This window comes from Rhodopseudomonas sp. BR0G17, from assembly GCF_010907025.1.
Classification (GTDB): domain Bacteria; phylum Pseudomonadota; class Alphaproteobacteria; order Rhizobiales; family Xanthobacteraceae; genus Rhodopseudomonas; species Rhodopseudomonas palustris_H.
This window is the reverse complement of sequence record NZ_QUML01000004.1, coordinates 15,201-39,338: the sequence shown is the minus strand read 5'-3', so window position 1 is coordinate 39,338 and position 24,138 is coordinate 15,201. Positions and strand designations below refer to the sequence as shown.

The window sequence follows — 24,138 nt, the reverse complement described above, 5'->3', positions numbered from 1 at the left end:
GAAGGGGTAGTTAATGTCAGACGAAAACAAGACGGGCCTGAATTCGCCGCTCCGGCGTAAACTGCTGATGGGGATGGCGGCGATTCCCGCCCTCACGATGTTGCCGCGGACGTCGTTCGCGCAGGCGCCTGCAACTTCTGCGGTCAATACGACCGGACTCGCGGTGACGGATACTGAGGTCACGGTCGGCATCCTGCATTCGGTGACCGGCACCATGGCGATCTCCGAGACCGGCTCGGTGCAGGCCGAGAAGCTGGCGATCGAACAGATCAACGCCGCAGGCGGCGTGCTCGGCCGCAAGATCAAGTACATCCAGGAAGACGGCGCGTCCGACTGGCCGACCTTCGCCGAAAAGGCCAAGAAGCTCCTGGTCAACGACAAGTGCGCCGCGGTGATGGGCTGCTGGACCTCGGCCTCGCGCAAGGCGGTGCTGCCGGTGTTCGAGCAGTACAACGGCATGCTGTACTACCCGACCTTCTATGAAGGCCTCGAGCAGTCCAAGAACGTCATCTACACCGGCCAGGAAGCCACCCAGCAGATCATCGCCGGCCTCGATTGGGTCAACAAGACCAAGGGCGCCAAGAGCTTCTACCTGCTCGGCTCCGACTACATCTGGCCGCGCACCTCGAACAAGATCGCGCGCAAGCATATCGAGAATCATCTGCAGGGCTGCAAGGTCGTCGGCGAAGAGTACTTCCCGCTCGGCCACACCCAGTTCAACTCGGTGATCAACAAGATCAAGCTGACCAAGCCGGACGTGATCTACGCGATCATCGTCGGCGGTTCGAACGTCGCGTTCTACAAGCAGCTCAAGGCGGCCGGCATCGATCTGTCGAAGCAGACACTGCTGACGATCTCGGTGACCGAGGACGAAATCGACGGCATCGGCGGCGAAAACATCGCTGGCGCCTACGCCTGCATGAAGTACTTCCAGTCGCTGGACAACCCGAACAACAAGAAGTTCGTCGAGGAATTCCACAAGATGTGGGGTCCGAAGACGGTGATCGGAGACGTCACCCAGGCTGCCTATCTCGGCCCGTGGCTGTGGAAATTGACGGTGGAGAAGGCTGGCTCGTTCGACATCGACAAGGTTGCCGCGGCCTCGCCGGGTGTCGAGTTCAAGGGCGCGCCGGAAGGTTACGTCCGGATCCACGAAAACCACCATCTGTGGTCGAAGACCCGCGTCGGTCGCGCCAAGGCGGACGGTCAGTACGAGCTGATCTACGAAACCGCCGACCTGGTCGAGCCCGATCCGTTCCCGAAGGGCTACCAGTAAGGGTCGGCGAACGCTCCCACGCACTCCGCGTCATGCGCGGGCTCGACCCGCGCATCCATCTCCTTCGCAGAAGATGGATCGCCGGGTCGAGCCCGGCGATGACGCCGAGAGCGGGGAGGGGCGCCACCGACCACCACCGAGTTCAGATCCATTCCATCCAGGGGCAGCCTCATGTTCGGCGAATATTCGATTGGCGATCTCGGCGCGATCTTCGCGATGCAGGGCTTCGCGGGGCTCATTCTGTTTTCCGTCTACGTGCTGATGGCCCTCGGCCTCGCGATCATCTTCGGCCAGATGGGCGTCATCAACATGGCCCACGGCGAGTTCATGATCCTGGGCGCCTACGTCACCTGGATGACGTCGAACTTCTTCCAAGCCTATTTGCCGTCGCTGTTCTCCGGCTACTTCTTCATCGCGATGATCCTGGCGTTCATCGCCTCAGGCTCGCTCGGGATGCTGGTGGAGTGGGCGCTGATCCGCCATCTCTACAAGCGTCCGCTCGATACCCTGCTGGCGACCTGGGGGCTGTCGCTGATCCTGCAGCAGGCCTACCGGTCGATCTTCGGTGCGCGCGAAGTCGGCGTCGAGCTGCCGCAGTGGATGCTCGGCTCCAAGCAGGTCACCGATTCAATCGAGATTCCGATCAACGGCATGTTTGTGATGGCGCTGACCGCGCTGATCACCGTCGCGGTCTTCTACGTTCTGTTCTGGTCGCGCTGGGGCCGCCAGGTTCGCGCCGTGGTGCAGAACCGCGTGATGGCTGGCGCCGTCGGCATCAACACCGAGCGGGTCGACCGCTTCACCTTTGGCCTCGGCTGCGGCATCGCCGGCATCGCGGGCAGTGCCTTCACCATGATCGGTTCGACCGGACCGACCTCGGGCCAGCTCTACATCGTCGACACCTTCCTGGTCGTGGTGTTTGGCGGCGCCGCCAGTCTGTTCGGCACCATCGCTTCGGCCTTCAGCATCTCCCAGGCGCAGTCGACCATGGAGTTCTTCATGTCCGGCTCGATGGCCAAGGTGCTGACGCTGCTCGCCATCGTCGCGATCTTGATGGTGCGGCCGCAAGGTCTGTTCGCCCTCAAGGTCCGCAAGTAACAGGAGCCTCCGTCATGGAAAGCCCGCGCTTTCTCAGTCGTGCCGATCTGCTCGGCCTCGCCGTCCTCGCCGTGCTCCTGGTGGTGATCCTGCCGCTGTCGCTGGACGTATTCCGCCTCAACCTCGTCGCCAAGTATCTGACCTACGCCTTCGTGGCGATCGGCCTGGTGCTGTGCTGGGGCTTCGGCGGCATTCTCAGCCTCGGCCAGGGCGTGTTCTTCGGCCTCGGCGGCTACTGCATGGCGATGTATCTCAAGCTGGAAGCATCCAGCGTCGAGAACACCAAGATCCAGTCGACGCCGGGCATCCCGGACTTCATGGACTGGAACCAGATCACGCATCTGCCGTGGTTCTGGCAGCCGTTCCATAGCCTCACCGTCACGGTGATTGCCATCCTGGTGGTGCCCGCGGTGTTCGCCTTCCTGATCGGTGCGGCGATGTTCAAGCGCCGGGTCGGCGGCGTGTATTTCGCCATCATCACCCAGGCGATCGCCGCGATCATGACCATCCTGATCATCGGCCAGCAGGGCTACACCGGCGGCATCAACGGCATCACCGACCTGCGCACGCTGAAGGGCTGGGACATCCGTCCGGATCACGCCAAGGTCGTGCTGTACTTCGTCGAAGTCGCGTTCCTGTTCGGTGCGATCCTGCTGGCTCTGTTCGTGCGTCACTCCAAGCTCGGCCGCATCCTGGTGGCGATGCGCGAGAAGGAGGACCGGGTTCGGTTCTCCGGTTACAGCGTCGCCAACTTCAAGATCTTCGCGTTCTGCCTCGCGGCGATGTTCGCGGCGGTCGGCGGCGCGATGTTCACCCTCAACGTCGGTTTCATGTCGCCGTCATTCGTCGGCATCGTGCCGTCGATCGAGATGGTGATCTACACCGCCGTCGGCGGGCGGCTGTCGATCTTTGGCGCGATCTACGGAACGCTGGTGGTCAACTTCGCCAAGACCTCGCTCTCGGAATCCTTCCCGCAGCTCTGGCTGTTCGGTCTCGGCGCCTTGTTCATCACGGTGGTGCTGATCTTCCCGAATGGTCTCGCCGGCATCTGGCGCGATTACGTCCAGCCGCTGTTCGGCAAGCTGATCTCCAAGCGAAAGCCCGGTTCGGATCCTACCGGCGGCAAGTCGTTCGGCCGGGTGGCCGACGGCGCCCCGGCGGAATGAGGAGGACACCATGCTGATCGGCCATCAACCGCCCGAATTCCTGCTCGCCGTGGAAGGGCTCACGGTTTCGTTTGACGGCTTCAAGGCGGTCAACGATCTGTCCTTCTACGTCGAGGAGAACGAGATCCGTGTGATCATCGGCCCCAACGGCGCCGGCAAGACCACTGTGCTGGATCTGATCTGCGGCAAGACCAAAGCGACCTCCGGTGCGATCCACTTCCGCGGCAAGGATCTCACCAAGATGAAGGAGAACGAGATCGTCCAGGCCGGTGTCGGCCGCAAATTCCAGACGCCGTCGATCTACGAAGACCTCACGGTGTTCGAAAATCTGGAGATCTCCTATCCGCAGGGCCGCTCGGTGTTCGGCGCGCTGGCGTTCAAACGCACCGCGGCGGTGCGCGAGCGCGTCGAGGAGGTCGCTGAAGCGATCTTCCTGAAGGACAAACTCGGCATGAGCGCCGATCTGCTCAGCCACGGCCAGAAGCAGTGGCTCGAGATCGGCATGCTGCTGATCCAAGACCCCGACCTGTTGATGCTCGACGAGCCGGTCGCCGGCATGAGCGTGTCCGAGCGCGTCAAGACCGCCGAACTGCTCCACACCATCATCAAAGACCGCTCGGTGCTGGTGATCGAGCACGACATGAAGTTCGTCGAAGACATCGCCCACAAGGTCACCGTGCTGCACCAGGGCCAGATCCTGTCTGAAGGCTCGATGGACACGGTGAAGAACGACCCGAAGGTCATTGAAGTCTATCTCGGCCACTAGGAGGTTGCTGATGCGCACCGCCTCTCCCCCGTCATGGCGAGCGAAGCGAAGCAATCCAGCTCCGTGCACTGCGCTGGATTGCTTCGTCGCTTCGCTCCTCGCAATGCCGTTCTTTGTTGCTCCGGCCAATTAGAGGAGATCCCGATGCTCGCTATCAACGATCTGCACGTCGCCTATGGCCAGAGCGAGGTGTTGCACGGGCTCAATATCGATGTCGCGCCGAATGAGATCGTCGCGATCATGGGCCGCAACGGCATGGGCAAGACCACGCTGATGAAGTCGCTGATGGGCATCATCCCGCAGCGCAAGGGCTCGATCGCGATGAACGGCATCGAGCTCGGTGGTCTGAAGAGCTACGAGCGCGTCGCCAAGGGACTCGCTTACGTGCCGCAGGGGCGGATGATCTTCTCCACCATGACGGTGAAGGAGAACATCGAAACCGGGCTTGCGGCCTCCGGCGACAGCGAAGTGCCGGCAGACATCTACGAGCTGTTCCCGGTGCTGCTCGAAATGAAGGGGCGGCGCGGCGGCAATCTGTCCGGCGGCCAGCAACAGCAACTCGCGATCGCGCGCGCGCTCGCGACCAAGCCGAAGGTGCTGCTGCTCGACGAGCCGACCGAAGGCATCCAGCCGTCGATCATTCGCGAGATGGCACGCACCTTAAAGCGCATCCGCGACAGCCGAGGTCTTTCGATCATCGTCTCCGAACAGGTGCTGAGCTTCGCGCTCGACGTCGCCGATCGGGTGCTGGTGATCGAAAACGGCGAAATCGTTCGCGATGAGCCGCGCGCCAGCGTCGATGAGGCGCAGGTCGCGAAATATCTGTCCGTCTAGTTTTCACACGTCCACTGGTAACAAGGGGAGCTTCCGATGCCAGAGACATTGATTAAGGTCGATCTCACGCAGTCCGCATACGACAACGAGATGGTCCACAACCGTTGGCATCCGGATATTCCGATGGCCGCGTGGGTCAATCCGGGTGACGACTTCATCGTCGAGACCTATGATTGGACCGGCGGTTTCATCAAGAACAACGACTCGGCCGACGACGTTCGCGACATCGACCTGTCGATCGTGCACTTCCTGTCCGGCCCGATCGGCGTCAAGGGCGCCGAGCCCGGCGACCTCCTGGTCGTCGATCTGCTCGACATCGGCCCGAAGGCCGAGAGCATGTGGGGCTTCAACGGCTTCTTCTCCAAGCAGAACGGCGGCGGCTTCCTCACCGACCACTTCCCGCTGGCGCAGAAGTCGATCTGGGACTTCAAGGGCATGTACACCTCTTCGCGCCACATCCCGGGCGTGAACTTCGCCGGCCTGATCCATCCCGGCCTGATCGGCTGCTTGCCCGATCCGAAGCTGCTGTCGGCGTGGAACGAGCGTGAGACCGCGCTGATCGCCACCAACCCGACCCGCGTGCCTGGCCTCGCCAATCCGCCGTTCGGCCCGACCGCCCACATGGGCAAGCTCAAAGGCGACGACAAGGCCAAGGCTGCGGCCGAAGGCGCCCGCACCGTGCCGCCGCGCGAACACGGCGGCAACTGCGACATCAAGGACCTGTCGCGAGGTTCGAAGATCTACTTCCCGGTCTATGTGCCCGGCGGCGGTCTTTCGATGGGCGATCTGCACTTCAGCCAGGGCGACGGCGAGATCACCTTCTGCGGTGCGATCGAGATGGCCGGTTGGCTGCACATCAAGGTCGACATCATCAAGGACGGCGTTTCGAAGTACGGCATCAAGAACCCGATCTTCAAGCCGTCGCCGGTGACGCCGAACTACAAGGACTATCTGATCTTCGAAGGCATCTCGGTCGACGAGCAGGGCCAGCAGCACTACCTCGACGTCACCGTGGCGTATCGTCAGGCCTGTCTCAACGCCATCGAGTACCTGAAGAAGTTCGGCTACTCCGGCGCCCAGGCGTACTCGATCCTCGGCACCGCGCCGGTGCAGGGCCACATCTCGGGCGTCGTCGACGTTCCGAACGCCTGCGCCACGCTGTGGCTGCCGACCGAGATCTTCGACTTCGACATGATGCCGACCTCGGCAGGCCCGGTGAAGGCGATCAAGGGCGACGTCCAGATGCCGATCTCGCCGGATAAGTAAGAACTCCGAGCCAGGCCGATCAGCCCTGACGTCATTGCGAGGAGGCGCAGCCGACGAAGCAATCCATGAGCTCAGTGCAAGGCACTGGATTGCTTCGCTTCGCTCGCAATGACGCAGGGTACGGCCGAAGCTCACAGACTTCCCTGCGCGACGGGGAGCGGGACGGGGCGTTCTTTCCGCCCCGCTCCCATCGCACAGGTCCGAACAAATCGTCAGCGCAAGGGAAACGACGATGCCTGTTTATGAATATATGTGCGACGCCTGCGGGCCGTTCACCGATCTGCGGCCGATGGCCGAATGCGACGATCCGCAGCTCTGCCCGACCTGCGAGACCTCGTCGCCGCGGGTGATCCTCACGGCGCCAAACTTCTCCTGCATGCCGGCGTCGCAGCGCAATGCACACGCCACCAACGAGAAGAGCCGCAACGCGCCGATGACGGTCGGCGAATACAAAGCCAAGCATGCGCCCGGCTGCAGTTGCTGTTCGGGGATCAAAAAGCCGGCCCGGCTGCAGACCCGCACCAAGAGCGGCGCCAAGGGCTTCCCCACCGCGCGGCCGTGGATGATCAGCCACTGATTATGGCCCCGTCGTTGCGAGTGAAGCGAAGCAATCCAGGAGTCGGGTACACCGAGCTTCGGGATTGTTGCGTTCGCTTTACTCCTCGCAGTGACGCGGGGACCTGAAAGACCGACCTATCCGGCAATCACTGCCGCGACGCCGAGCAGAAAGCCGATCTCGAATAGTTGCTCGCTGGCGCCGAGCACGTCGCCGGTATAGCCGCCGATCAGCCGCTTGGCCCAGCCGGCCATCGCGGCTGCAAGAACGCTGCCTGCGGCAAGTCCGATCACCACCGCGATCGGCGACACCAGCAGCAGCGGCAGCGCGCCGAGCGCGACCGCGATCCCGCCAAGCACCAGTTCGTCCTTGCGCAGTGTGGTGTCGGCGTAGCTCGCCTTCATCGCCGCGGTATTGCCGGCGTAGTTCATCCGGTGCGCGACCAGGCATGAAGCACCGCGCGATGCCGCATGACAGGCGACCAGCGCGGCCAGCGCCGCCCAGAGCGGCAGCAGCGACAGCGCCGCGACCCGCAATGCGACCCCGATGCCGAGCGCGAGCGCACCGTAGGTGCCGATCCGGCTGTCCTTCATGATCTCCAGCCGGCGTTCGACCGTCCAGCCGCCGCCGAACGCGTCGAAAGTGTCGGCGAGGCCGTCCTCGTGAAAGGCGCCGGTCAGCGCGATCGAGGCGGTCACCGCCAGGAGGGCCCCGAGTGTCGGCCCGAACAGTGAGGTGCCGACGATCATCGCCGCTGCTGACACCACGCCGATGCCGACGCCGACAACAGGAAAGAATGTCATCGCCCGCATCAGCCAGTCCGGCTCCGGCGCGCGGTCGGCGCTCGGTACTGGCAGAATGGTCAGGAAGCGCACGGCGTCGAGCAATTGCGCCAGCGTCGGCGTCGGCCGCGAAATCTGAGGGGAGTCGGTCATGAATCTGCCTTTGCGGAAGCCGCCGTACTGCGCGCCCGAGCCGCTACGGTAAAGCGCCCGCGTACGCCGTCGACAGGCTGGCGCGCGGTGTCTCGGTACCCGGCTAAAGTCGCCGCGACCTTCTGCCGGCTGTGACCACCCGCCGCATCCAAACGGCTAACCCCTTGATAGAGGTCAATGTGACGGCCAATCGCCGGCAGCTAACCTTTGTCACTCCTGATCCAGATGGGGTACGCTTCCTGACGATGCAGTTTGAACGATATAGCGACGGCCGGACGACGTCCGCTGCATTGCGCCTGTGGCTCAAGGCGGCGATCTGTGTCTGCGCTTTCGTTGTGCTCGTTCTTGGCAACGTCTCGGCCGCATCGGCCCACGAGGCGCCGCGGCCTGAGCTTGTCTTCGTCAAGACGCCGCCGCCGGTGCCGCCGCTGAATCTCAGTGACGATCCGGAGATCATGACCACCGACAGCGCCAATGCGCTGAGCCCGGTGTCGTTCAGAACCATCGGCTGCGATCAGACCACGCGCGTGCACCTGCCGCTGGCCGAGCCGATGCTCGATCGCAGCGAGCCGCCGCAGCTGCGGCCGCCGATAGCCGCGTAGTCCCACGCCGCGATTTCCGTGCGTTGCCAAGTCCGATCGAGCGAACCGTCGTCTGACGGCGCGAGGCGCTGAGTCTTTCCTCGCCTGATCGCTGCGGCGCCGCCGTCCGGCATTTCTCCGATTCCGCCCATCGCGCTGCGCGGCCGATCCCGTCTTTGGGACCGGACGGAGCCGAGGCCAGGGACGCATCTCTTCAAGGGAGGCGTTCCGACTCCGGGCCGCAGCGTTTCTGTCGAGCCGAAGACGTCGAGATCCCACCATGACCGAACTGCTGCAAGCCGACATCAAGGGCCCGAACGATCAGGCGTCCGACGAGATGTGGCACGCGATCGATGCCGATCGCGTCCTCACTGGCCTCGCCACCAACCGCGGCGGCCTCAGCACCGACGAGGCCAAACGCCGGCTGCAGAGCTACGGACCCAACGCGCTGCCGGAGCCGCCGCGCCGCTCGGCGATCCTGCGGTTTCTGTCGCAGTTCAACAACACGCTGATCTACTTCCTGCTCGCGGCCGCGGTCGCGGCGGGGTTCCTCGGCCACCAGATCGATGCCGCGGTGATCGTCGCGGTGGTGACGATCAATGCGATCGTTGGTTACATCCAGGAAGACAAGGCCGAGAAGGCACTGGCCGCGATCAAGAAGATGATCTCGCCGCGCGCGCATGCTTGGCGCGACGGCCACCGCGTTGTGGTGCCGGCTGAAGAGCTGGTGCCCGGTGACGTGGTGATGATCGAGGCCGGTGACCGCGTGCCGGCGGATCTGCGGCTCACCCGCGCCCGCGGCCTGCTGATCGACGAGGCGATGCTGACCGGCGAGTCGGTGGCCTCGGAAAAGCACGACCAGCCCGCGGCGGTGGATGCGCCGCTCGGCGACCGGCTGTGCATGGCATTCTCCGGCACGCTGGTGTCGGCCGGGCAGGGCTTCGGCGTCGTGGTCGCGACCGGCGCGCGCACCGAGATCGGCCGCATCAGCACCATGATCCAGGGCGTCGAGCAATTGGCGACGCCGCTGCTCGCCCAGATCAACAAGTTCGGTGAGCGCTTCACCTGGGTGGCGATCTCGGCGGCGGCGGCGATCTTCGCCTTCGCCACGCTGGTGCGTGACTATGCCTGGGCCGATGCGCTGATCGCCGTGGTGGCGCTCGCGGTCGGGGTTGTGCCGGAAGGCCTGCCCGCAGTGATCACCATCACGCTGGCGATCGGCGTGCAGCGGATGGCCAAGCGCAACGCCATCATTCGCCGCCTGCCCGCGGTGGAGACCCTCGGTGCCACCTCGGTGATCTGCTCCGACAAGACCGGCACGCTGACGCGCAACGAGATGACCGCGCGCCGGATCGTCACCGCCGATCACACTATCCTTGTCAGCGGCTCCGGCTATGTGCCGAAGGGTGATCTCACCGTCGATGGCAAGGACAACCCCGAAGCAGTGGCGTCGGCGATGCAGCTCGTTCGCTCGGCACTGCTGTGCAACGATGCGCAACTCCGTCACGTCGATGGCCATCACGTCGTCGATGGCGATCCGATGGAAGGTGCGCTGGTCGCGCTTGCGATCAAGGCGGGGCTCGATCCCGACACTGAGCGAACGGCGTGGAAGCGCTCCGACGAAATTCCGTTCGACGCACAGCATCGCTTCATGGCGACCCGCCACGCCACGGATTCCGGTGCGCAGGTGATCTTCGTGAAGGGCGCGCCGGAACGGCTGCTGGCGATGTGCGCGACGCAAGTTGGCCCCGGCGGGGCGTTGCATCCGATCGATCAGGAATTCTGGACGGCGCAGATCGCGCGTGCAGCGGCGGAAGGCGAGCGCGTGCTCGGCTTCGCGCTGCGTTCTCCGGCGCGGCCGTCGGATCAGCTCGGCTTTGCCGATCTCGACGAAGGGCTGGCATTCATGGGGCTGGTCGGCTTCATCGATCCGCCGCGCGACGAGGTGATCCAAGCGATCGCCGAATGCCGCTCCGCCGGCATCGTCGTGAAGATGATCACCGGCGACCACGCCGCGACCGCAGAAGCGATCGCGCGGCAACTCAATCTGACCGACCATCCCGACGTCGTCACAGGGGCCGATCTCGACCGCACACCGGATTCCGGCTTCGTCGAACTGGCGCGTCGTACCGATGTGTTCGCCCGCACCAATCCCGAGCACAAGCTGCGCATCGTCCAGGCGTTGCAATCGACTGGCGCGGTGGTGGCGATGACCGGCGACGGCGTGAACGACGCTCCGGCGCTGAAGCAGGCCGATGTCGGCATCTCGATGGGCCACAAGGGCACCGAGACCGCCAAGGAAGCCTCGCAGGTGGTGCTGCTCGACGACAACTTCGTCTCGATCGTCGCCGCGGTGCAGGAAGGCCGCACCGTTTACGACAACATCCGCAAGGTCATCGCCTGGACGATTCCGACCAATGGCGGCGAGGTCCTCACCGTCATCGTCGCGATCCTGTTCGGCTTCACCATGCCGATGACGCCGGTGCAGATCCTGTGGATCAACCTCATTCTCACCGTCACCCTCGGCCTCGTGCTGGCGTTCGAGCCGCCGGAGCCGGGCGTGATGAAGCGGCCGCCGCGGCCGGCGCACGCGCCACTACTGTCGCGCTTTCTGGTGTGGCGGATCTTCTTCGTCTCGTTCCTGTTCACGGTCGGCGCGCTGGCGATCTTCTTCTTCGCGCTCGGCAAGGGCCTGTCGCTCGACACCGCCCGAACCATGGTGGTGAACGTGCTGGTGGTGTTCGAGATCTTCTACCTGTTCAACGTCCGCTATCTGCACACCAGCTCGATCTCGCTGCGCGGCGCGCTCGGCACCATGCCGGTGCTGGCCGCGCTGGTGGTGGTGATCGCCGCGCAGATCGCCTTCACCTACGCGCCCTTCATGCACAGCCTGTTCGCCACCACGCCGATCTCGCTGGTCGACGGCGCCGTGGTGATCGGCGCCGGCGTGGTGCTGATGATCGTGCTCGAACTCGAGAAATGGGTAATGCGCCGGATCGGCGCGCTGCGCAGTCTCGAGCCGTAACCGGCTTCATCGCGGCGCGCACGGCACCATGCCGCCACGCCGCTTCCATCGCGTGTGGTCACGCGGCCCTTAGTAACGACGAGGTTCATCATGAACGAACTGCCCCGTCCCGATATGATGTTCGGCCTGAAAGTGGTGCTCGCTGCCACGGATTTCTCGGCGCGCTCCGATCGTGCGGTGCGCCGCGCCGCAGCTCTCGCCCGGCAGAGCGGCGCTCGGTTGGTGATCGCCCATGTGGTCGATGACGATCAGCCCGAGCACATCGTCGCCGTCGAGGTCGAACTCGCCGAGTCCGCGCTCGCCGACGCGATCCGCGAACACACTTATCTCGCTGGCCTCGAATGCACGCCGCTGGTGCTGCTCGGCACGCCGTTCGACGCCATCGTCCGTGCCGCCCACCAGCATGGTGCGGATTTGTGCGTCGTCGGCAGCCACCGCCGCGCCTTCCTGCGCGACATCTTCGCCGGCACCACGGCCGAACGGGTGATCCGCAACAGCACCGTGCCGGTGCTGATGGCCAATCTCGACCCGGCGCTGCCCTATGCCAAAAGCCTTGCGCCGGTCGACCTGACCGATTGCTCGGCTCAGGCGCTGGAGACCGCGCGACGGCTCGGCCTGCTGCAGCGAACCAAGCTGATCGTGATGCACGTCTACGACGCCGCGGCGGCTGGCATGCTGAATTACGCTGGTGTCGATAAGACCAGCCTCGATGACTATCTGGTCGACACTCGCACCGATGCGGTGCGTGATCTGGTGCGCTTCCTCGAGCCGCTGCAGCTCGACGATGTCGACTACTCGACCGTGGTCAAGGAGGGGGCGGGCCCCGCCACCGATATTATCGAGGCCGCCACCGAATTGAGGCCGGATCTGGTGGTGATCGGTACCCATGCGCGGCGTGGTGCAGTGCGGCTATTGCTCAGCAGCGTGACCGAAGAGGTCTTGCGCCGCCTGCAGCGCGACATCCTGGTGGTACCTGTGCGCGACGCTGCGAGCTGAGCCAAGCCGGCTTGCCGGCCTCGGCATTGCCCGTCACACTACCCGCCGATCGGCGCGGCATCGGTACCTCGCCGGCGACAACCGGGAGGTCGACGATGGGCGCGCGGCTGAAGCACTACGGCTGGGGTCGGGAAGGCGAGGGGATGACCGAGGCCGAGCAGGCCTTCGTGCTCGGCCGGTACAAAGCGAAGTTCGGCCGCGACAGCTTCGACACTGTTGGTGTCGTACCTCTCGACGACATCAAGCTCCGCGAGCCGCGGATTGTGCCGCCGAAATCGCTGTCGGAAATTTGCGCGGTCGACGTCTATCACCGCGCCGCCCATGCTTACGGCAAATCCTATCCGGATTACGTCCGTGGCATGGCCGGCGACTACGACGCGGCGCCCGACGTCGTTGCCTATCCGCGTGACGAGGCCGAGATCGCCGCGGTGATGGATTGGGCCGGCGGCGCCGGTGCGGCGCTGACGCCGTTTGGCGGCGGCTCCTCGGTGTGCGGCGGCGTCGAATGCCGGGTCGACGGCAGCCGCTACAACGCGGCGGTGACGCTCGACCTCCGTCATCTCGGCAAAGTGCTGGAGGTCGACGCCACCTCGCGCGCGGCGCTGATCCAGGGCGGCGCTTACGGCCCGGTACTGGAAGCGCAGCTCAAGCCGCACAATGTCACGCTGCGGCACTTCCCTCAGAGCTTCGAATATTCCACGCTCGGCGGCTGGATCGCGACCCGCTCCGGCGGTCACTTCGCCAGCCTCTACACCCACATCGACGATTTCGTCGAAAGCGTCCGTGTGGTGACGCCGCGCGGCGTGCTCGAGACGCGACGGTTGCCGGGCTCCGGCGCCGGCCCGAGTCCGGACCGGATGTTTGTCGGCTCCGAAGGCATCCTCGGCGTGATCTCGGCGGCATGGATGCGGCTGCAATCGCGCCCGACGTTTCGCGCCGGCGCGTCCGTGCGCTTCCCGACCTTCTTCGCTGCGGCGCGCGCAGTTCGCGCGGTCGCCCAGGCTGGCCTCTATCCTTCCAACTGCCGCATCCTCGATCCGCAGGAGGCGTACAACACCGGTGCTGCCGACGGCAGCGTTGCCATCATGGTGCTGGCGTTCGAGAGCGGCGATCATCCGGTCGAGCCGTGGATGGCGCGGGCGCTGGAATGCTGCGCGGATCACGGCGGCACCAAGGAGGAGGCGGAAGCCGCGTCAGCGCATCTCGAAGGCGCCGCCGGGCTGTGGCGTAACGCCTTCATCCGGATGCCTTATGCACGCGAATTCCTGACCCCCGCCGGGCTGATCAATGACACTTTTGAGACGTCGATTACCTGGGAGCGGTTCGAGAGCTTCCACGACAGCGTCAAGTCGGCGACCGAGCAGGCGATCCTTGATGCGACTGGGATCAAGGGCGAAGTCACTTGCCGCTTTACGCACGTCTATCCCGACGGGCCGGCGCCGTACTTCTCTTTTCATGCGCTTGGCCGGCATGGCGAGCTGCTCGAGCAATGGCAGGCGATCAAGGATGCGGCGAGCGATGCGCTGATCGCGGCGGGCGGCACCATCACCCATCACCACGCGGTCGGGCGCGATCATCGCAAATGGTACGACCGTCAGCGGCCGGACTTGTTCGCCGCCGCGCTGCGCGCCGCCAAACGCGAGCTCGATCCGCAGGCGATACTCAATCCGGGAGTGCTGATCGATCCGTAACGCGGCGCTGCGGCGTCCCGGGCGCGGGTGGCGGCAACACGGAGTTGTCATCCGTCAGTAGATCGGTGGCGCGGCGACGCGGCAGGTCGACCCGCGCTTCGACGAATTCCGGCGGTCCTTCGACCAGCCGCGCGATCCGCCGGTCGCGCTCTTCCGGCGGCGCTTCTGCATCGATCAGCGCGTGAATCTGTGACGCGGCGAGTTCGACGGCGCGGTCCGGCGCGATCGCCAGCGGCGGCCGCGCCCCCGGCGCGATGCTGAGCCCCAGTTGCACCAGACGCCCCAGCGCCTCAGCCCGCGACAGCAACCGGCTCGCGGCCCACTGATCGACTGCTGCGAGTGTGGAGTCGTCGAGTGCGACCGCATGCAAGCTGTCGCTCGCAATCACGCTTGAGTTGGTGGTGGGCTTCGTTGCCGGCGCGCTGTCGTCACTCATGCTGTCAGCACTAGACGATCGATCGCTGCTTCGAAAGCCGAACCTTCGGATTGTCGGCCAACCACGTAATCACATCAGGCCGGGCGTTTTGAGCCGTTCTGGGCGGCGGCCATTCGTTACCGCTTTACTAACACCAACCTGAACAATCCTGTAGCTCGCTTAGGCAAATTTTAAGCCGGCTCGCTTAGGTTAATCGTGTGAGTTGAGTGCTTTGCGAGTTGTGAGTACGCCATGACAGAGCCCCACCGCCCGAGGGTAAAATACGTGATCGGGCCCGATGGAAGCCCATTGACGATCGCGGACCTGCCTGCACCCGGCACCAAGCGCTGGGTCATCCGCCGGAAGGCCGAAGTCGTCGCTGCCGTCCGCGGCGGTCTGCTCTCCCTCGAGGAGGCGTGCAGCCGATATACGCTGACTGTGGACGAATTCCTGTCCTGGCAGTTCTCGATCGACCATCACGGTCTGGCCGGCCTGCGCACAACGCGAATCCAGCAGTATCGCCAGTAAACAAATCCTTTCCAGGTTTTGACGATTTGACGAAAGCCGGCCCCGTTTCGGGAAGCCGGCTTTCAGTATTTTCAAGGGTTTTTGCAGTCCGTTAAGACTCGTTAACCATATGGAAACCATCCCATAGGCAAGATTTGCCTAGCCGTGCGGGGAGGCTGAGCCCGCCGGTCGGTCGTGCTGCGCATCCGAGGGGCGTTTCTTGCAGAATCTGTTGGGTTTTCTCAAAGGCTTGGGAGCCGCCCGGCTGATGGCGATGATTGCCGTCACGGTTGCGCTGGTTGGATTCTTCGCCTTTGTCATCATGCGGGTGTCGCAGCCGCAGATGACGACCCTCTATACGGATCTCAGCGTTGAGGACTCCTCCAGCATCATCAAGGAGCTGGAGCGCCAGGGCATTCCGTTCGAAATGCGCAACGACGGCGCCATTCTGATGGTGCCGAAGGACAAAGTGACGCGGCTGCGGATGAAGCTCGCCGAAGGCGGCCTGCCGAAGGGCGGCGGCGTCGGCTACGAGATCTTCGACAAGTCGGACGCGCTCGGCACCACCAGCTTCGTTCAGAACATCAATCATCTGCGCGCGCTCGAAGGCGAACTGTCGCGCACCATCCGGGCGATTGATCGGGTGCAGGCGGCGCGCGTGCATCTGGTGCTGCCGGAGCGGCCGTTGTTTTCGCGGGAGGCGCCGGAGCCGTCGGCGTCGATCGTGTTGCGTGTGCGGGGCGCGCTGGAGCCGCAGCAGGTGCGTGCCATCCGCCACCTCGTCGCCTCTGCCGTCAACGGCCTGAAGCCGCAGCGGGTGTCGATCGTCGACGAAGCCGGCCAATTGCTGGCCGACGGCTCGGCCAGCGGGGAGCAGGTCGAAGGCGCCACCAGCGACGAACGCCGCGCCGCGTTCGAAAAGCGGATGCGCAATCAGATCGAGGGCATCGTGTCCTCGGTCGTCGGCTCCGGCCGCGCCCGCGTCCAGGTCTCAGCCGATTTCGACTACAACAAGATCACCCAGACCTCCGACAAGTTCGACCCCGAAGGCCGCGTGCTGCGGTCGAGCCAGACCCGGGAAGAGTCCGCCGCGACCTCGGCAGCGGACGGCCAGGTCACCGTCAACAACGAGCTGCCCGGCGCCAACCAGGGCCAGGGCGCCGGCGCCCGCGACGTCAGCAAGAAGTCGGAAGAGACCAACAATTACGAGATCTCGCGCGTCACCAAGACCGAGGTGACTGAAGCCGGCCGCGTCAACCGGCTGTCGGTCGCGGTGCTGGTCGACGGCGCCTACACCAAGAACGACAAGGGCGAACTGGTCTACGCCGAACGGCCGAAGGAGCAGCTCGACCGCATCGCCGCGCTGGTGCGCTCGGCGATCGGCTTCGACCAGAAGCGCGGCGACCAGATCGAAGTGGTCAATCTGAAGTTCGCCGAGGCGCCGCAGATCGAGAAGCTGCCGGAGCCGGCCGGGCTGATGGGGATGTTCCAGTTCACCAAGGACGACATCATGAACATGATCCAGCTCGGGGTGATGTTCCTGCTCGGCCTGGTGGTGCTGTTCATGGTGATCCGCCCGCTGGTGAAGCGAATCCTCGCCGCCGAGCCGGCGCCGGAAGCGGTCGGCGGCCTGCCGGCGCTGGCCGACGGCACCGTGCCGCAGATCGGCGCCGATGGTCAGCCGGTACCGGCCAGCGTGCCCAGCATGATCGATATCGCCCAGGTGCAGGGCCAGGTTCACGCCCAATCCGTGCACCGGGTCGGCGAACTCGCCGAACGCAATCCCAACGAAACCGCCGCCATTATTCGTCAATGGCTGGCCGAACCCGCAACCTAATCCGCCATGGCCGACGCGCCCGTCCCAGCAACCAGTCAGGATGACATCGCCTCCGTCGTTGCGACGTTGGCGCAGCGTCAGAGCGGCCGCGCGCCCAGCAAGCCGCTGAGCGGGCCGAAGCGCGCCGCCATCCTGATGCTCGCGCTCGGCGAACAATACGGCGGCAAGATCTGGTCACTGCTCGACGACGAAGAAGTGCGCGAGCTGTCGATGACGATGTCGACGCTCGGCACCATCGAGCCCGAAACGGTCGAAGATCTGCTGCTCGAATTCGTGTCGCGGATGTCGGCCTCCGGCGCGCTGATGGGCAACTACGACGCCACCGAGCGGCTGCTGCAGAAATATCTGCCGGCCGACCGCGTCACCGGCATCATGGAAGAAATCCGCGGCCCCGCGGGCCGCAACATGTGGGAGAAGCTCTCGAACGTCTCCGAAGAGGTGCTCGCCAATTATCTGAAGAACGAGTACCCGCAGACCACCGCCGTGGTGCTGTCGAAGCTGAAGCCGGAGCACGCCGCCAAGGTGCTGGCGATCCTGCCGGAGGACATGGCGCTCGACGTCATCAACCGCATGCTGCGGATGGAGGCGGTGCAGAAGGAAGTGATCGAGAGCGTCGAGAAGACGCTGCGCTCGGAATTCATGTCCAACCTGTCGCAGACCCGCCGCCGCGACGCCCACGAGGTGATGGCCGAAATCTTCAACAATTTCGACCGCCAGACCGAGACCCGCTTCATCACCTCGCTGGAAGAGGACAACCGCGAGTCCGCCGAGCGCATCAAGGCGCTGATGTTCACCTTCGACGATCTGGTCAAGCTCGATGCCGGCTCGGCGCAGACGCTGATGCGCAACATCGACAAGGACAAGCTGGCGATCGCGCTCAAGAGCGCCAACGAAGAAGTCCGCGGCTTCTTCCTCGGCAATATGTCGTCGCGCGCCGGCAAGATGCTGATGGACGACATGGCCGCGCTCGGTCCGGTGCGGCTGCGCGACGTCGACGAGGCGCAGGCGCTGCTCGTCAACCTCGCCAAGGATCTCGCCGCCAAGGGTGAGATCGTGCTGACCAAGAACCGCGCCGACGACGAACTGGTGTACTGATGGCCGCTCCCGCACAGAAATTTCTGTTCAACGACGATTTCGGGGCACCGGAGAAGACCCGCGAGAAGGCGATCGCCGCGGCCGAGCTGGCGCAGGCCGTCGCCGCCGCCGAGCAGCGCGGCTATCAGAACGGATTTGCCGCCGGTCAGAACGAAGCCTCAGTCGAGGCGCAGCGGCGCAGTGCGATGGCGCTGGAGCAGGTCGCGCAGGCGATGCACGTGATCGCCAGCGGAATTGGCGGTGTCGAAACCCGGATGGAGACCGAAGCGGTCGAAGTCGCGATTGCCGCGGCGCGCAAGCTGTGCGGCGAACTGATCGCCGCCGAACCGCTCGCCGAGATCACCGCGCTGGTCGGCGAATGTTTCCGCCATCTGGTGGCGACGCCGCATCTGGTGGTGCGGATCAATGACGCTGTGTACGAGGCCGCGCGCGAGCGCATCGAGCTGCTCGCCAAGCAGAGCGGTTTCGCAGGCCGTCTGGTGTTGCTGGCAGATCCGGAAATCGCCGGCGGCGACTGCAAGATCGAATGGGCCGACGGCGGCGTGGTGCTGGAGCGCGCCACCGTCGAAGCCAAGATCGACGAATTGGTGGGCCGCTATATGGCATCGCGCAACAGCGGCCGATGACAAGAGGAAGGTGAGACATGGGCGACAATGACGGCCAGGTGCCGCTTCCCGACCTCAACGGTGCCGATGCGCCGCCGCTGGCCGACGTCGGTTACCAGGAAGACGAACAGATTTCGCGCGTTGCCGCCGATCTCGAGGCGGTGTTCGACGTGCCGGTGCAGGTGTCGGCCGTGCTTGGCCGATCGAAGATGGACGTCGGCGAGCTGCTCAAGCTCGGACCCGGCGCAGTACTGGAGCTCGATCGCCGCGTCGGCGAGGCGATCGACATCTATGTGAACAACCGCCTGGTGGCACGCGGCGAAGTCGTGCTGGTCGAGGACAAGCTCGGCGTCACCATGACGGAAATCATCAAGGCGGACACTTAAACGCGAAGCGCGCGGACTCGCGCGGCAGGAGATCTAGGAGCAATCCATGCGGCTTCTCATCGTCGGCACCCTGAAGGGCCAACTCACCACCGCGACCAAGATCGCGATCGATAACGGTGCGTCGGTCACGCACGCCGCCGACAACGAACAGGCGATGCGGGTGTTGCGAGGCGGCAAGGGCGCCGACCTGCTGCTGGTCGATGTCGCGCTCGATATCCGCGATCTGGTGATGCGGCTGGAGGCCGAGCACATCCACGTGCCGATCGTCGCCTGCGGCATCGCCTCCGATGCCCGCGCCGCGGTTGCCGCAATCCATGCCGGCGCCAAGGAGTACATCCCGCTGCCGCCGGATCCGGAGCTGATCGCCGCGGTGCTGGCGGCGGTGGCGAACGACAGCCGAGAGCTGGTGTACCGCGACGACGCTATGGCCAAGGTGGTGAAGCTGGCGCAGCAGATCGCCGGCTCCGAAGCCTCGGTGATGATCACCGGCGAGTCCGGCACCGGCAAGGAGGTGCTCGCGCGCTACGTCCACAGCCGTTCCAATCGCGCCAAGAAGCCGTTCATCAGCATCAACTGCGCGGCGATCCCCGAACACCTTTTGGAATCCGAACTGTTCGGCCACGAGAAGGGCGCCTTCACCGGCGCCGTGGCCCGCCGTATCGGCAAGTTCGAAGAAGCCAGCGGCGGCACCCTGCTGCTCGACGAAATCTCCGAAATGGACGTGCGTCTGCAGTCCAAGCTGCTGCGCGCGATTCAGGAGCGGGTGATCGACCGCGTCGGCGGCAAGAGCCCGGTGCCGGTCGACATCCGCATCCTCGCCACCTCGAACCGCAATCTCTCGGAAGCGGTGCGCGAAGGCACCTTCCGCGAGGACCTGCTGTTCCGGCTCAACGTCGTCAATCTGAAGATCCCGCCGCTGCGCGAGCGGCCGGCCGACATCCTCGAACTCGCGCAGCACTTCGCCAAGAAATACGCCGACGCCAATGGCGTGCCGCTGCGGCCGCTGTCGGCCGAAGCGCGCCGCGTGCTCACCACCAATCGCTGGCCGGGCAACGTTCGCGAACTGGAAAACACCATCCACCGCGCGGTGCTGATGGCGCAGGGCGACGAGATCGGCCCAGAAGCCATCATCACGCCGGACGGTGACCGGCTGGATCAAGCCAAGACCCCGCCGGCGGTGGCGCATGCCACCTTCGCGGCCGAGCAGGTCACTCGCGCGCTGGTCGGTCGTACCGTGGCCGACGTCGAGCGTGATCTAATCCTGGAGACGCTGAAGCACTGCCTCGGCAACCGCACCCATGCGGCCAACATCCTCGGCATCTCGATTCGCACGCTGCGCAACAAGCTCAACGAATATGCCGACGGCGGCCTGCCGATCCCGCCCGCCGGCGGCGGCGAGCCCCGCGCCTTCGTGTCGATGGGTTGAGCGCCATATTCGTGTTTCCGCGACCCTGAAGAGAGCCTCCGGCCCCCTCTGGAAGGTCTCTCCTCCGCCCCTCCTCCTGAAAGGAGGTGGGGCGGAGAGGGGCGCTCTCTCAAGAGACCAGCTCCCGTCCACCGTCATTCCGGGCTCGCGCGTCGCGCGCTCCGGAATGACAACAATTGAGATCACGAATATTTCGGTGCGTCGGGGTTGCGGAAGATCCGGATCGGATCGCCGGGCGTTAACTTCGGCGTGGTCAGCATCGCGTAGGCGTACAGCGCGAGGTAGCCGCAGGCGAGCGCGCCGACCACGTAGAACATGAACATCCCGAACCGCTTCATCGCTCGCCTTTAGGATCGCCGGCCATGCGGCCGCAGGTGCGAGCATTGGCGCAGGATCGTGCCGGCGGCAAGGCGGCCAAAGCCGAACGGCCGCGGCAAACGGCTGCGGCGCTGCAGGAAGGGCCCCCAGCCACCACGCCCCTCCGACTTGCACTGCCGCCCCCAGACGCTAGCTTGCAGCCAGCCGAGTCGCGGGGCGCCCCGCGCCAGTTCCGAAAGCCCATGACCACCTTCACCCCTGTCCAGGACGAGGCGCTGAAAGCCGTCGGCGCCTGGCTCAAAGCCAAGCCCGGCCGCAACGGCACACCGCTGGTGTTCCGGCTGTTCGGATTCGCCGGTACCGGCAAGACCACGCTGGCGCGAGAGATCGCCGAAGGTGTCGATGGCGAGGTCAAGTTCGCCGCCTTTACCGGCAAGGCGGCGCTGGTGATGCGCAACAAGGGGTGCGACGACGCCTCCACCATCCATTCGCTGATCTACCGCACCAAGGAGAGCGGCGTCGAACAGCCGAGCTTCGAGCTGTGGGACGACGCGCCGGCGTCGAAAGCGAAGCTGATCGTGATCGACGAATGCTCGATGGTCGACGAAGAGCTCGGCCGCGACCTGATGTCGTTCGATTGCCCGCTGCTGGTGCTCGGCGATCCGGCGCAGTTGCCGCCGATCCAGGGCGGTGGCTTTTTCACCAACGCCGAGCCCGACGTAATGCTGACCGAAGTTCACCGTCAGGCGCAGGACGATCCGATCGTCCGGCTGTCGATGGACGTGCGCGAGGGCAGGGGACTCGAACGCGGCCGCTATGGCGACACCGAGGTGGTGACGCGCGATCAGCTCGATCCGCAGCGCGTGATGGATGCTGATCAGGTGCTGGTCGGCCGCAATAACACCCGCCGCGCCTACAACGCGCGTTTCCGGCAGCGGCTGAACATCGAAGATCCGTTTCCGGTCGGCGGCGACAAGCTGGTGTGCCTGCGCAACAACCGCAAGAAGGCGCTGTTTAACGGCGGGCTGTGGCGGGTGAAGTCGCGGTCGCCTATCAAGACCAAGATCATCACCATGCGGGTGACGCCCGATGAGGAGTTCGGCGGCCGCCTCACCAAAGTCTCGGTACGTCAGGAGTGTTTCTCCGGCGGCATCGAAGATATCAGCTGGGATCAGCGCAAGCCCTACGACGAGTTCGACTACGGCTACGTGCTCACCGTGCACAAGAGCCAGGGGTCGCAATGGGATGACGTCGTGCTGTTCGACGAGAGCTTTGCGTTCCAGGACAGCCGCGCCCGCTGGCTCTACACCGGCATCACAAGGGCGGCGAAACGGCTGAGCGTGGTGGTGTAGCGCGGCACTCCGTCTGTGCCCGCGTCGCCCTCACCCCAGCCCTCTCCCGCAAGCGGGAGAGGGAGTTCGCTGCGCCGGCGGCAGCGCTAGGCGTGAAAAGCGCGTGCTTGCACTCAAGAGATTGGGGCTGTCTCGCGAATCTAAATGTACTTGATCGGAGAACCTCCCCGAGCACTGCTTGCTCCCTCTCCCGCTTGCGGGAGAGGGGTGGGGTGAGGGCGCACCAGGCAGTGAGCTCCAAGTGGTCGCGACCCGCCAGTTACTCCGCCTTCCGGGCCACAAAAGTCATCCGCCACGGATTGTGGCCGATGTTGCGGTCGGCGCGGCGGGGGATGAAGCCGGCGGCGGTGAGTTTGGCCAGCATTTCGGCCTCGCTGTAACGCTGCAAGCCGATCTTGGTGCGCAGCTCGCGGTAGTCGGACAGCGCGGTTCGCGCCAGTCCCCACAGCGCGTCCTTCATGAAGCCGTGGCGGCGCGCCATCAGTAGCAGCGACAGCACATCGCGTGGCATCCCGACTTCGGGCCGCAGGATATCGCCGAGCACCAGGCTGCCGGGCGGCGACAGCAGCCGCCGGATCACCGCGAAGGCCTGGTCGAGTTCGGCCGGCTTCATGTATTGCGCCACTGAATTCATCACCACGAGGTCGACTGACCCGTCAGCCATGGTGCGCAGGTCGTCGAGCGACCGCACCCGGATCTTGGTGTTGAGCGCGTAGCGGGCAATCAGCCGGCCGCGCACCCCGGGGGCGGGCTCCGCCAGGATCAGCTTGCCGCAGGCATCCGCGACGCTGGGCGCCGATAGCGCTTCGCCGCAGGAATAGTCCAGCACCACTGCACCGGGAGAGGGGATGTAGTCGATGATGTCCCTGGCGATCTCGGCAAAATGCACGTCGCGATGGCGTTTGCTGACATAGATCGTGTGGGTGGAGTCGTAATAGTCGATCCAGTCGTCCATCCCGTGACCCCGAAACACCCGCCGAACCAGGCCGAACGCGGCCAAATCACGGCCGATCGGTGCAGTGCCGCTGTCTTCGCATGGCTGTTCCATGAATGGAACGCCACCGGACGCAGCGCGTTGATGAGGGGTCTAACGTGTTTCGCGGGAAACACCAATGCACAGCCGAAACATCCAAGACCGTGATTTCGGAACCGGCTTGGATCGACCGGGCTGCGGCCGCCCCGCCTGACCGTTGCATTCACCCTCCGTCAACCGCATCACCGCAGGACGCTTCATCGTGACCAAAGCCAAATCCGCCTCCGTCGCCCCCGAACTCGACACCCCGACCGACCTGCCGCCGCAATCGGTGGAGAAGATCTCGACTGCGCTCAACGGCCTGCTCGCCGACTCGTTTGCGCTGTATCTGAAGACCAAGAATTTCCACTGGCATATCAGCGGCCGTCACTTCCGCGATTATCATCTGCTGCTCGACGAACAGTCGGCGCAGATTCTCGCCACCACGGACGAGCTCGCCGAGCGTGTTCGCAAGGTCGGCGGCACCACGCTGCGCTCGATCAGCCATATCTCCAAGCTGCAGACCATCCAGGACAACAACGACGACTACGTGCCGCCGCGCGAGATGCTGCGCGAGCTGATGAACGACAACAAGAAGGTCGCAGCCGCAATGCGCAAGGCGCACGAGATCGTCGACGAGTGCAAGGATGCGGCCAGCGCCGGCCTGCTCGAGAATTTCATCGACGAAACCGAAAAGCGCACCTGGTTTTTGTTCGAAGCCACCCGCCAGGAAGGCGCCAACGAGGCGTAAGCGTCGACGGCCGTTACAAGAGGCCGTCGTTGAATAGGCTACCAGAGATAGCCTTCCCGCAGCACCGCGAACTCCCTCACCCCGCCCTTGCGGGGAGAGGGGGACACGCGCACTGATGTTGCAGCTTCAATTTATCTTCGACTCTCGGCCTCGTGGACACGCCCCGTCACCTGACCGGCTGCGCCGGTCGACCTCTCCCCGCGCCCGGGGGAGAGGTGCCAACGTCCCGTGACGCTGTGCGACG

23 protein-coding genes are annotated in these 24,138 nt (G+C 64.8%); 19 read left to right on the top strand and 4 right to left on the bottom strand.

Features of this window, described 5'->3' with window-relative positions; translation table 11 throughout:
• Positions 1 to 13: 13 nt before the first annotated feature.
• From urtA to DY467_RS04945, 7 genes are all read left to right on the top strand, one after another.
• Positions 14 to 1,276, top strand: a complete 1,263-nt coding sequence (gene urtA / locus DY467_RS04975) for an urea ABC transporter substrate-binding protein (RefSeq protein WP_011156814.1) — start codon at positions 14 to 16, stop codon at positions 1,274 to 1,276.
• A 171-nt stretch (positions 1,277 to 1,447) separates the two neighbouring features.
• The gene (gene urtB / locus DY467_RS04970; protein WP_107343399.1) at positions 1,448 to 2,374 is read left to right on the top strand and encodes an urea ABC transporter permease subunit UrtB; all 927 of its coding nucleotides are present in this window, start codon (positions 1,448 to 1,450) and stop codon (positions 2,372 to 2,374) included.
• Positions 2,375 to 2,388: 14 nt separating this feature from the next.
• Positions 2,389 to 3,540 carry an urea ABC transporter permease subunit UrtC gene (urtC, locus tag DY467_RS04965; RefSeq protein ID WP_107343400.1) on the top strand — a complete coding sequence of 384 codons (1,152 nt, stop codon included), beginning with the start codon at positions 2,389 to 2,391 and terminating at the stop codon, positions 3,538 to 3,540.
• 10 nt (positions 3,541 to 3,550) lie between these two features.
• On the top strand, positions 3,551 to 4,306 hold the full coding sequence (urtD, locus tag DY467_RS04960) for an urea ABC transporter ATP-binding protein UrtD (protein ID WP_164634339.1): 756 nt from the start codon (positions 3,551 to 3,553) through the stop codon (positions 4,304 to 4,306).
• A 144-nt stretch (positions 4,307 to 4,450) separates the two neighbouring features.
• Complete coding sequence (gene urtE / locus DY467_RS04955; RefSeq protein ID WP_011156818.1) at positions 4,451 to 5,140, top strand: urea ABC transporter ATP-binding subunit UrtE; 690 nt, start codon at positions 4,451 to 4,453, stop codon at positions 5,138 to 5,140.
• 36 nt (positions 5,141 to 5,176) lie between these two features.
• Positions 5,177 to 6,406: a formamidase gene (gene fmdA / locus DY467_RS04950; RefSeq protein WP_107343401.1), complete on the top strand. Its 1,230-nt coding sequence runs from the start codon at positions 5,177 to 5,179 to the stop codon at positions 6,404 to 6,406.
• Between the two features lie 232 nt (positions 6,407 to 6,638).
• Positions 6,639 to 6,983, top strand: coding sequence for an FmdB family zinc ribbon protein (locus DY467_RS04945; RefSeq protein WP_011156820.1), 345 nt, complete (start codon positions 6,639 to 6,641; stop codon positions 6,981 to 6,983).
• Between the two features lie 116 nt (positions 6,984 to 7,099).
• Here DY467_RS04945 and cobS read toward each other — a convergent pair whose 3' ends face one another.
• Positions 7,100 to 7,897, bottom strand: coding sequence for an adenosylcobinamide-GDP ribazoletransferase (gene cobS / locus DY467_RS04940; protein ID WP_164572161.1), 798 nt, complete (start codon positions 7,895 to 7,897; stop codon positions 7,100 to 7,102).
• 179 nt (positions 7,898 to 8,076) lie between these two features.
• Here cobS and DY467_RS04935 point away from each other — a divergent pair, with 179 nt between their 5' ends.
• The 4 genes from DY467_RS04935 to DY467_RS04920 all read left to right on the top strand — a co-directional run bounded on the left by DY467_RS04935 (position 8,077) and on the right by DY467_RS04920 (position 14,190).
• Complete coding sequence (locus DY467_RS04935) at positions 8,077 to 8,499, top strand: hypothetical protein (protein ID WP_164634337.1); 423 nt, start codon at positions 8,077 to 8,079, stop codon at positions 8,497 to 8,499.
• Between the two features lie 259 nt (positions 8,500 to 8,758).
• Positions 8,759 to 11,503: a cation-transporting P-type ATPase gene (locus DY467_RS04930; RefSeq protein WP_164634335.1), complete on the top strand. Its 2,745-nt coding sequence runs from the start codon at positions 8,759 to 8,761 to the stop codon at positions 11,501 to 11,503.
• Between the two features lie 90 nt (positions 11,504 to 11,593).
• The gene (locus tag DY467_RS04925) at positions 11,594 to 12,499 is read left to right on the top strand and encodes a universal stress protein (RefSeq protein ID WP_107343405.1); all 906 of its coding nucleotides are present in this window, start codon (positions 11,594 to 11,596) and stop codon (positions 12,497 to 12,499) included.
• Positions 12,500 to 12,594: 95 nt separating this feature from the next.
• Positions 12,595 to 14,190: an FAD-binding oxidoreductase gene (locus DY467_RS04920; RefSeq protein ID WP_164634333.1), complete on the top strand. Its 1,596-nt coding sequence runs from the start codon at positions 12,595 to 12,597 to the stop codon at positions 14,188 to 14,190.
• Here DY467_RS04920 and DY467_RS04915 read toward each other — a convergent pair.
• Entirely contained in the window at positions 14,162 to 14,626 is a 465-nt protein-coding gene (locus DY467_RS04915) for a hypothetical protein (protein WP_164634331.1), read from the bottom strand. The genes DY467_RS04920 and DY467_RS04915 overlap by 29 nt on opposite strands.
• Before the next feature lie 231 nt (positions 14,627 to 14,857).
• Between DY467_RS04915 and sciP the strand changes: the two genes are divergently transcribed.
• The 6 genes from sciP to flbD all read left to right on the top strand — a co-directional run bounded on the left by sciP (position 14,858) and on the right by flbD (position 20,461).
• Complete coding sequence (gene sciP, locus DY467_RS04910) at positions 14,858 to 15,133, top strand: CtrA inhibitor SciP (protein WP_011156827.1); 276 nt, start codon at positions 14,858 to 14,860, stop codon at positions 15,131 to 15,133.
• Between the two features lie 199 nt (positions 15,134 to 15,332).
• Complete coding sequence (fliF, locus tag DY467_RS04905) at positions 15,333 to 16,949, top strand: flagellar basal-body MS-ring/collar protein FliF (RefSeq protein WP_107343408.1); 1,617 nt, start codon at positions 15,333 to 15,335, stop codon at positions 16,947 to 16,949.
• 6 nt (positions 16,950 to 16,955) lie between these two features.
• Positions 16,956 to 18,044 carry a flagellar motor switch protein FliG gene (gene fliG / locus DY467_RS04900; protein WP_011156829.1) on the top strand — a complete coding sequence of 363 codons (1,089 nt, stop codon included), beginning with the start codon at positions 16,956 to 16,958 and terminating at the stop codon, positions 18,042 to 18,044.
• Positions 18,044 to 18,670, top strand: coding sequence for a FliH/SctL family protein (locus tag DY467_RS04895; protein WP_107343409.1), 627 nt, complete (start codon positions 18,044 to 18,046; stop codon positions 18,668 to 18,670). The genes fliG and DY467_RS04895 overlap by 1 nt, the downstream gene beginning before the upstream one ends.
• A 17-nt stretch (positions 18,671 to 18,687) precedes the next feature.
• Positions 18,688 to 19,035, top strand: coding sequence for a flagellar motor switch protein FliN (gene fliN, locus DY467_RS04890; RefSeq protein ID WP_011156831.1), 348 nt, complete (start codon positions 18,688 to 18,690; stop codon positions 19,033 to 19,035).
• Between the two features lie 46 nt (positions 19,036 to 19,081).
• The gene (gene flbD, locus DY467_RS04885) at positions 19,082 to 20,461 is read left to right on the top strand and encodes a sigma-54-dependent transcriptional regulator FlbD (RefSeq protein WP_107343410.1); all 1,380 of its coding nucleotides are present in this window, start codon (positions 19,082 to 19,084) and stop codon (positions 20,459 to 20,461) included.
• A 182-nt stretch (positions 20,462 to 20,643) separates the two neighbouring features.
• Here flbD and DY467_RS26160 read toward each other — a convergent pair whose 3' ends face one another.
• On the bottom strand, positions 20,644 to 20,799 hold the full coding sequence (locus tag DY467_RS26160) for a hypothetical protein (RefSeq protein ID WP_199852195.1): 156 nt from the start codon (positions 20,797 to 20,799) through the stop codon (positions 20,644 to 20,646).
• 222 nt (positions 20,800 to 21,021) lie between these two features.
• Between DY467_RS26160 and DY467_RS04880 the strand changes: the two genes are divergently transcribed.
• Positions 21,022 to 22,131 carry an ATP-dependent DNA helicase gene (locus tag DY467_RS04880; protein ID WP_164634330.1) on the top strand — a complete coding sequence of 370 codons (1,110 nt, stop codon included), beginning with the start codon at positions 21,022 to 21,024 and terminating at the stop codon, positions 22,129 to 22,131.
• A 259-nt stretch (positions 22,132 to 22,390) separates the two neighbouring features.
• On the opposite strand, the gene DY467_RS04875 is transcribed toward DY467_RS04880, so the two are convergent.
• Positions 22,391 to 23,086: a class I SAM-dependent methyltransferase gene (locus DY467_RS04875; RefSeq protein WP_164634535.1), complete on the bottom strand. Its 696-nt coding sequence runs from the start codon at positions 23,084 to 23,086 to the stop codon at positions 22,391 to 22,393.
• A 280-nt stretch (positions 23,087 to 23,366) separates the two neighbouring features.
• Between DY467_RS04875 and DY467_RS04870 the strand changes: the two genes are divergently transcribed.
• Positions 23,367 to 23,894, top strand: a complete 528-nt coding sequence (locus DY467_RS04870) for a Dps family protein (RefSeq protein ID WP_107346473.1) — start codon at positions 23,367 to 23,369, stop codon at positions 23,892 to 23,894.
• Positions 23,895 to 24,138 lie beyond the last annotated feature (244 nt).

What these genes read in the sequence shown, in the direction of transcription:
- fliN (WP_011156831.1), top strand. Translation starts at nt 18,688, where the DNA reads ATGGGCGACAATGACGGCCAGGTGCCGCTTCCCGACCTCAACGGTGCC.
- DY467_RS04920 (WP_164634333.1), top strand. Translation starts at nt 12,595, where the DNA reads ATGGGCGCGCGGCTGAAGCACTACGGCTGGGGTCGGGAAGGCGAGGGG.
- flbD (WP_107343410.1), top strand. Translation starts at nt 19,082, where the DNA reads ATGCGGCTTCTCATCGTCGGCACCCTGAAGGGCCAACTCACCACCGCG.
- DY467_RS26160 (WP_199852195.1), bottom strand. Translation starts at nt 20,799, where the DNA reads ATGAAGCGGTTCGGGATGTTCATGTTCTACGTGGTCGGCGCGCTCGCC.
- DY467_RS04930 (WP_164634335.1), top strand. Translation starts at nt 8,759, where the DNA reads ATGACCGAACTGCTGCAAGCCGACATCAAGGGCCCGAACGATCAGGCG.
- DY467_RS04875 (WP_164634535.1), bottom strand. Translation starts at nt 23,086, where the DNA reads ATGGACGACTGGATCGACTATTACGACTCCACCCACACGATCTATGTC.
- urtE (WP_011156818.1), top strand. Translation starts at nt 4,451, where the DNA reads ATGCTCGCTATCAACGATCTGCACGTCGCCTATGGCCAGAGCGAGGTG.
- urtA (WP_011156814.1), top strand. Translation starts at nt 14, where the DNA reads ATGTCAGACGAAAACAAGACGGGCCTGAATTCGCCGCTCCGGCGTAAA.
- urtB (WP_107343399.1), top strand. Translation starts at nt 1,448, where the DNA reads ATGTTCGGCGAATATTCGATTGGCGATCTCGGCGCGATCTTCGCGATG.
- DY467_RS04895 (WP_107343409.1), top strand. Translation starts at nt 18,044, where the DNA reads ATGGCCGCTCCCGCACAGAAATTTCTGTTCAACGACGATTTCGGGGCA.
- DY467_RS04880 (WP_164634330.1), top strand. Translation starts at nt 21,022, where the DNA reads ATGACCACCTTCACCCCTGTCCAGGACGAGGCGCTGAAAGCCGTCGGC.
- DY467_RS04915 (WP_164634331.1), bottom strand. Translation starts at nt 14,626, where the DNA reads ATGAGTGACGACAGCGCGCCGGCAACGAAGCCCACCACCAACTCAAGC.
- cobS (WP_164572161.1), bottom strand. Translation starts at nt 7,897, where the DNA reads ATGACCGACTCCCCTCAGATTTCGCGGCCGACGCCGACGCTGGCGCAA.
- fmdA (WP_107343401.1), top strand. Translation starts at nt 5,177, where the DNA reads ATGCCAGAGACATTGATTAAGGTCGATCTCACGCAGTCCGCATACGAC.
- DY467_RS04925 (WP_107343405.1), top strand. Translation starts at nt 11,594, where the DNA reads ATGAACGAACTGCCCCGTCCCGATATGATGTTCGGCCTGAAAGTGGTG.
- urtD (WP_164634339.1), top strand. Translation starts at nt 3,551, where the DNA reads ATGCTGATCGGCCATCAACCGCCCGAATTCCTGCTCGCCGTGGAAGGG.
- sciP (WP_011156827.1), top strand. Translation starts at nt 14,858, where the DNA reads ATGACAGAGCCCCACCGCCCGAGGGTAAAATACGTGATCGGGCCCGAT.
- fliG (WP_011156829.1), top strand. Translation starts at nt 16,956, where the DNA reads ATGGCCGACGCGCCCGTCCCAGCAACCAGTCAGGATGACATCGCCTCC.
- DY467_RS04945 (WP_011156820.1), top strand. Translation starts at nt 6,639, where the DNA reads ATGCCTGTTTATGAATATATGTGCGACGCCTGCGGGCCGTTCACCGAT.
- urtC (WP_107343400.1), top strand. Translation starts at nt 2,389, where the DNA reads ATGGAAAGCCCGCGCTTTCTCAGTCGTGCCGATCTGCTCGGCCTCGCC.